This window comes from Hyalangium minutum, from assembly GCF_000737315.1.
Classification (GTDB): domain Bacteria; phylum Myxococcota; class Myxococcia; order Myxococcales; family Myxococcaceae; genus Hyalangium; species Hyalangium minutum.
The window spans coordinates 106,462-112,881 of the sequence record NZ_JMCB01000026.1 but is presented as its reverse complement, the minus strand read 5'-3'; the positions used below and the strand labels follow the sequence as shown (position 1 = coordinate 112,881).

Below are 6,420 nucleotides of genomic sequence, written 5' to 3'. Positions count from 1 at the left end.
CGCTCCCAGTGCAGCCTCCCGTGAACGTCCCTGCTGTATCCGCGCCTGCACCTCCACAAGCGGCAGCCCCCCTCCTCGCCGCTCCTGCCACCCCCCAGAAGGAAGGATCCACCGTGAAGAGCAAGCCGCCGGATGCACTCAAGCCAGCACGCAACGTACGCGGATTGTCGTCAGCCCCCGCCGCGACAGATCCGGCATTCCCAGCGTGGTGTCGAGCCGTCACGTTGACAGCGGCGATGGCTGCTGGATGCACGGGGGTTCAACTCAGGCCGGAGCCTTTCGAGTGCCCGCCGGGAGCCCAGGAAGCCATGGAGAAGGAACTCGGTTGGCGCATGGGGGAGACATTCAGCCTCAAACTGGATGACAGAGGGCCGAATAAGGGTGTCCACGCCTACCGCCCTGGGCCCGTCGTCGGCGTCGTAACGAACCGGGTGCTGAGCGACGAGGTGCAAATGCGCAAGGCGCCCCCGGGTACCCGTTTCTTCGGCAAGGTGTACGTGGTGCCTGAGAAGACACCGAGTGGCAAACCCGGCGAGATCATCGCCGTGTATGACCGGGTGAAACTGCCCAATCGAGAAGAACTACCCGTCTGTTTCGTCTCGGGTGGCGACGGCACTTTTGCGCCTATTGAGGAGTTCAAAGGCGACACCGCGCTTGCCCCAAGCGTGACGACAGGAATGGTTGTGGACCGCTGGCCGGAGCGGTTGTATCCGGGTTACGTCCCGTAAGCGGCTGCTGCCAACCGGTTGGTACCGTGAAACGGCTCCTTGTCGTGTGCGGCAATACCCACGTTTCGTGAATTCAATAGCGCCGCCAGCGGCTTATCCGCAGGCCTTGGCGAACAGCACCGTACGGCCCAGCGCGTCCACGCCCAGGGACTCGGGCGTGAGCGTCTGATCCAGTAGCGGCATCAACTGGAAGTCCCGCTCCACCTGCTTGGTGAAGATCTGGAAGATCTCCACCGCGCACGGCTCGGGCGCCTGCTCGATGTACGGGTGCCCCGCCAGCAGGAACCGCAGCGCCGCCAGCCGCAGCAGCAGCTTGAACGCGTGCGACACCAGGTCCGGCGACTTCGTGTACCATTCCCGGTACCACTCGTTCAGGCAGTAGCGCGCGCAGTACTGGCTGATCTTCTCGCCCAGCACCGCGTCCAGCCGCGCCCGCCGCGCCTCGTACACCCGCTGGAGCACCGGGAAGAGCTCCGGCCCGCCTGGCTCGCCCGCCGTCGGCTCCAACTGCATGGCCGCCTGCATGTAGCCATTCAGGATGACGTTGACCATCTGGTTGTACCGCGCTGTCCCCGCCGGCTGCAGCGATGTGAGCAGCTGGATGATCACCTGGAGCGTCGCCTCGCCCGGCACCGTCACCGAGGCGAGGCCTTGGTGGATCTCCTCCTGGACCTCGGGGCGGCGCGCCCGGGCCAGCTCCTCGTGCAGGAGCGCGGGCTCGAACGCCGGAGCCCCTCGGTGGAAGAACGCCGCCGTCCGGACGCCCAGCTCCGCGATCATCATGATCCGCGTCTGCACCGGGTACCGCGGGTTCCCGAGCAGCTCCGCCCCGCAGGCCCGCACCTCCTCGAGGTGCGCCGCGTACGGCTCGGGAGTTCCCCGGGTGACGGGCGGCACGCGCTCGGTGACGGAGGAGGGGGCTTCGACGAGCTCCAATGAGTCCTCGGCCAGCAGGCACAGCCGGGCGGCCTCGGGGCACGCCAGCGTCCCCGCCACCTCCACGCGCTCATCCAGGTACGAGAGCACCCGGGGAAACAGTGAGCACACGTCTGGCAGCACCGACTCGCCGTGCCGCTTCCACACCGAGCAGAGCCGATCCTCCTCCAGGAAGCCGCACGTGCGATCCGGCCGCAGGGTGATCTCGGACTCGAAGCCGTCTGTCCGCCCTACCAAGGGGAGCACCTTGGCCTCCAACTCCTGCCGATCTCCTGGGGAGGCCATTGCCGCCGTGAGCCGCTCGCGGTCTTGCTGCGTGAGCAGGACCTTCATCCCCGTACAGCAGGAGTCCTCGCACGCCTGGGCGATGCACTTGAACCGCGTCATGTACCGCAGGGCGAAGAGGGGAGGCGCCATGGAATCCAAGCCTAGCGGATTCCACCGCTCCAAGCTGCGCAGGGCTCCTCACCTGACCTTACAGGTGAGGTGTTTCCGGGAAGCCGTGATCAGTCAGATGCTCGCATTCTTCCCTGTTTTTCAGAATGATTGGGGTTACAATTTTTCCTGGATTCGAGTTCGCAGGGGATCGGCATGCCCTCTAGCCGCCAAGACAATCAGACGCTCTCCACCGACCTGTTCTGCATGCGGGGTATTGGCATCCTGTTCGTGGTGGTGGTCCACGTGCTGGGTGTCGACGCGGTGCACGGAGTGCGCAAGCTGTTCGCCGCGGACCGGATGGATCTGCGGGTGGTCAACGACATCATCCACAGCTTCAACATGGCGGTGATGTTGATGGGCTCGGGGGTGGCGGTAGCGGCCTTCGGGCGCGCGGACACCTCGCTGGGTCTCTTCCTGCGCAAGAAGCTGAACAAGCTGCTGGTGCCGATGCTGGTGTGGGCGCCGATCCTGTTCGTGACGCAGGAGCTGCTGCGCGCCAAGCCCCAGGGCCTGCAGGGGTGGCTCGGGCTGCTGAGCCAGGTGCCGGGCACGTGGTTCCCGCCGTACTCCATCTTCTGGTTCGTGCACGCGCTGATCGGCTGCACGCTGATCTCCTGGCTGTTCCGCAAGTACGCCGAGCCCCAGCTCGGCCGCTGGAGCGGGGCGGTCTACGTGGGCGCCTCCATCGTCCTGTATGAGCTGGCGACCCTCTGGGTGGAGACCACTCACGGGGCCGTGGCGGAGTACGTGGATCTGATCCTGTACTGGAACCGCTTCTTCGGCCTGGGGCTGTGCGTCTACCCGTGGCTGGCCCCCACCAGCCGCTGGCTCTCGCGGCAGTCCGTGTCGCTCCAGGCGCTGGTTCCGGCGGGCTTCTTCGCGCTCCTCTCGCTCGTCTATGTGGTGCTGCCCCTCGAGCAGTACGAGTGGACCCGCACCATCAACGGGCCGCTGGGCTTCTGCATGCTGTTCTCACTCGTCGTCTTCCTGCGCCAGCGCGGCGCGGCGCGGGGCGGCCTGTGGAAGGAGAGCTGGAGCCGGCTGCTGGGCGTGGGCTCCCTCAGCATGGTCATCTACCTGTTCCACCTCTACTTCGTGGTGGGCGCGCGCGTGGCGCTGGATCGGTGGCACGCGCAGCCCATCGTCGCGCTGCACGTGGGCGTGGGCATCCTCGCGGGTTACGTGGGGCCCTGGGTGATCGGACAGCTGCTCAAGGGAGTCCCCCTGTTCCACTGGAGCATCGGAAGCACCCCGCCCGCGCAGCGCTCGCGTGAGGTGGAGGAGCCGCCCCGCGAGGGGCTGGCTCCGATCCGGTGAGCACTCCGGCCGTGTGGGGCGTCAAGCGGCGGGGGCCTGGCGGTTGGCGGCGAGCTGGATGACGTTGACCATCAGGTCCTTCACCCGGCGCGGCTTGTTGCCGCCGTTGTCGCGGATGATCTTGTCGATGTCGTCCGTGGGCTGGTGGTAGTCCGGGTTCAGGCTGCCGCCGCCGTTGGGGTTGGAGAGCCCCTCGAACATGAAGAGCACGTCCTCGCCCTTGCGCGTGAAGACGGCGCCATCCTGCCGGTCGCGGTACTGGTTGATGTCCTGGTTGAGCCGGTCGAACGGATCCGCGAGCTTCTGGTTGGCCTGGTTGACGACGTCGCGGAAGTAGTTGGCCTGGCCGCGCGAGTTGGTGTCGACGATGGACAGCCGCTGATCATCCCACCGGCCCACCATGTCCATGTTGACCACGCCGGAGATCTTGTCGAGCCCCAGGCCCGGGATGGGGTGGTCTACGAAGTACTGCGAGCCCACGAGCCCCTTCTCCTCGGCGCCCGTCCACACGAACAGCACCGAGCGGTCCAGCTCGCCGCGCTTCTGCGCCTCGACGAGCTCCGGGATGGAGGCCATCAGCACCGCGCTGCCAGACGCGTTGTCGTCCGCGCCGTTGTTCACCTTGCCGTCGCGGCCCGTGCCGATGTGGTCCAGGTGGGCCATCACCACGATGACCTCGTCCTTGTGGGGACCGGTGCCCTGGAGCATGGCCATGGTGTTCTGCGCCATGGGACCCGCCTCGGAGACCTGTCGCAGCTGATCCACCGTCATCGGGCCGGAGCGCGGCGCCAGCGTCTGGCCGGACGCCTTCATCGTCTCCTCGTACTTGCGGGTGAGCACCTCGCGGGTCTCCGCGGGCATGTTCTCGTCCAGGTAGAAGCCCTCCTGGAACATCTCGTGCCCGAACTCCTTGTGGGCCCCGTGCTCGCCCCAGACCGCTTGGCCGCGCGCCGCGTTCTCGTTGGCGAAGGAGAACACTTGGAACTTCTGCTGGAACGGATCGCTCGGGTTGTGGGTGTTGGGGCCGGTGAGGCCGTACTTCTGGGCCAGCTGCTTCACGTACTCTGACGCAGCGCTCAGCCCGTCCGAGGGACTGTCGCGGCCCTGCAGCGCGTCCGAGGCCAGGTACTCGATGTGCTTCATCGGATCCGAGTCCTCCGAGGCCGGAGGCGGAGGAGGCGGCTGCTCGCCCTTGGGGGTGATGCTGAGGCCCCAGCTCTTCAGGGTGCCGGTGTCCTGGCGCGCCGTGTCCTGCACGGTGAGCGTCCAAGTGCCAGCGGCCTTCTCGCCCGCGAAGGCGGACAGATCAAAGGAGCCCTTGAGGTCGTCCGCGCTGCCGCCCTGCTTGTTGGAGACGACGGCCGTCTTGCCCGAGGGGCTCGTCAGCGAGACGACGAGGTCCCCGCGGTAGGTGTGCTGGAGATCCAGGTCCAGCTTCAGCGAGTCCACCGTGGCGTCGCCCGTGAGGGACAAGGTGGACGTCATCGTCTGGTTGTCGGGGATGGGCGCGTTCGGAGTGACGCTCGCGGTGATGGGGGCGCCCGCCGCCGGGGTCGCGGCGCGGGGAAGCTGGGGCCGAGGCGTCTCACCCAGAGCCACGCGCTGACGCGCCGCCGGGGTGCTCTCGAAGCGGTCGCTGCCCCCCTGGGAGGCCCGGGTGCTGGCGGCCGGCTGCGGCGTCTCGGCTTGGGCTCCGCTGCTGCGGGAAGCCGTCAGCACCTCGCGGGGAAGGCTAACACCCTGAAACTTCTCGGAAATACGCGCGGCCATGGTGGGTAACTCCCCGGTGTGAGGGTGTGTATGTAGGAGTTATCGAAAGTGGTCGCATGTAGGTTTCGTGCTGCGGCACCTTTTTTTGCTGCCTCCATCTCCCCGCCTGGCTTGACGCGTGAGCCGAGCGTATATATATAGCTATTGGGCTATATAGCTAAGAGGCAATGAATGGTCGCTCAGAACGTAGGACACCTCGATCTCGTCTTCTCCGCGCTCGCCGATCCCACACGGCGAGCGATCCTGGAGAGGCTCGCTCAGGGCGAGGCCACGGTGAACGAGCTCGTGGCGCCGTTCGGGCTCAGCCAGCCGACCATCTCGAAGCATCTCAAGGTGCTGGAGCGCGCCGGGCTCGTCTCACGAGGCCGGGATGCCCAGTTCCGTCCGGTGCGCCTCAACGCGGCGCCGCTGGCGGGAGCTGCCCAGTGGCTCGGCGACTACCGCCGCTTCTGGGAGGAGAGCTTCGACCAACTGGATGAGTACGTGAAGGACCTGATGCAAAAGGAGAAGGACCATGACAGCAGCAGCCAGCGTAAGTGAGCCGATTGCCGACCGAGAGCTCGTCATCACCCGCGAGTTCGAGGCCCCCGCGCGCATCTTGTTCGAGGCGCACAGCAAGCCCGAGCACATCAAGAAGTGGTTTGGCCCGAGAGGCTGGCCCGTCACCCTGTGCGAGATGGACTTCCGCAAGGGGGGCCACTTTCGCTTCCAGATGACAGGGCCGGACGGGGAGAAGGGCCCGCCCTTTGGCGGCGAGTACCTGGAGATCCTCCCGAACCAGAAGATCGTCTACGACAACGGCTTCGAGGAGCCGGGCTCCGAGAAGATGATCGTCACCGTCACCTTCGACGAGAAGGGCGGGAAGACGAAGCTCACCATGCACACGGTGTTCGCCTCGGTGGCGATGAAGAAGCTGCACGTGGGCGGGGGCATGGAGGAGGGCGTCAACTCCGGCCTCGATCAGCTCGAGGAGCTCGCGGCCGCGCTGGTCGCGAAAGAGCGCTCGTAAGGCATCCGCCCGCCAGCTGCGGCGGCGTGCGCGTCGGAGCGCCGCTCCTGGGCCAGGTCGATGACGCCCATGCCGCCGCGGCCCATCACGCGTCTGGGTCCTGTCTTCCGGAGAGGGGGCCTCAGGGCGGAGTGTTGAGTTTCCAAGAATATCAGGTTTTGACAGTGACTTTCGGAGTAGGGCTCGGCCGATGCACAGGCGACCTGTCAGGGAATTGACCGT

6 protein-coding genes are annotated in these 6,420 nt (G+C 66.5%); 4 read left to right on the top strand and 2 right to left on the bottom strand.

From position 1 onward, the window contains the following. Positions 1–308 precede the first annotated feature (308 nt). Complete coding sequence (locus DB31_RS45740) at positions 309–728, top strand: hypothetical protein (protein ID WP_052420646.1); 420 nt, start codon at positions 309–311, stop codon at positions 726–728. A 93-nt stretch (positions 729–821) separates the two neighbouring features. Here DB31_RS45740 and fliB read toward each other — a convergent pair whose 3' ends face one another. Next, complete coding sequence (gene fliB, locus DB31_RS40915; RefSeq protein ID WP_044198586.1) at positions 822–2,081, bottom strand: flagellin lysine-N-methylase; 1,260 nt, start codon at positions 2,079–2,081, stop codon at positions 822–824. A gap of 174 nt (positions 2,082–2,255) precedes the next feature. Between fliB and DB31_RS40910 the strand changes: the two genes are divergently transcribed. Next, on the top strand, positions 2,256–3,419 hold the full coding sequence (locus tag DB31_RS40910) for an acyltransferase family protein (protein WP_052420645.1): 1,164 nt from the start codon (positions 2,256–2,258) through the stop codon (positions 3,417–3,419). Between the two features lie 21 nt (positions 3,420–3,440). Here DB31_RS40910 and DB31_RS40905 read toward each other — a convergent pair whose 3' ends face one another. Further along, positions 3,441–4,805 carry a M28 family peptidase gene (locus tag DB31_RS40905; RefSeq protein ID WP_420806749.1) on the bottom strand — a complete coding sequence of 455 codons (1,365 nt, stop codon included), beginning with the start codon at positions 4,803–4,805 and terminating at the stop codon, positions 3,441–3,443. Positions 4,806–5,360: 555 nt separating this feature from the next. Here DB31_RS40905 and DB31_RS40895 point away from each other — a divergent pair. Continuing rightward, entirely contained in the window at positions 5,361–5,729 is a 369-nt protein-coding gene (locus DB31_RS40895; protein WP_044198584.1) for an ArsR/SmtB family transcription factor, read from the top strand. After that, a complete protein-coding gene (locus tag DB31_RS40890) occupies positions 5,704–6,198 on the top strand; it encodes an SRPBCC family protein (RefSeq protein ID WP_044198582.1) in 495 nt (164 codons plus the stop codon). The genes DB31_RS40895 and DB31_RS40890 overlap by 26 nt, the downstream gene beginning before the upstream one ends. Positions 6,199–6,420: the final 222 nt, after the last annotated feature.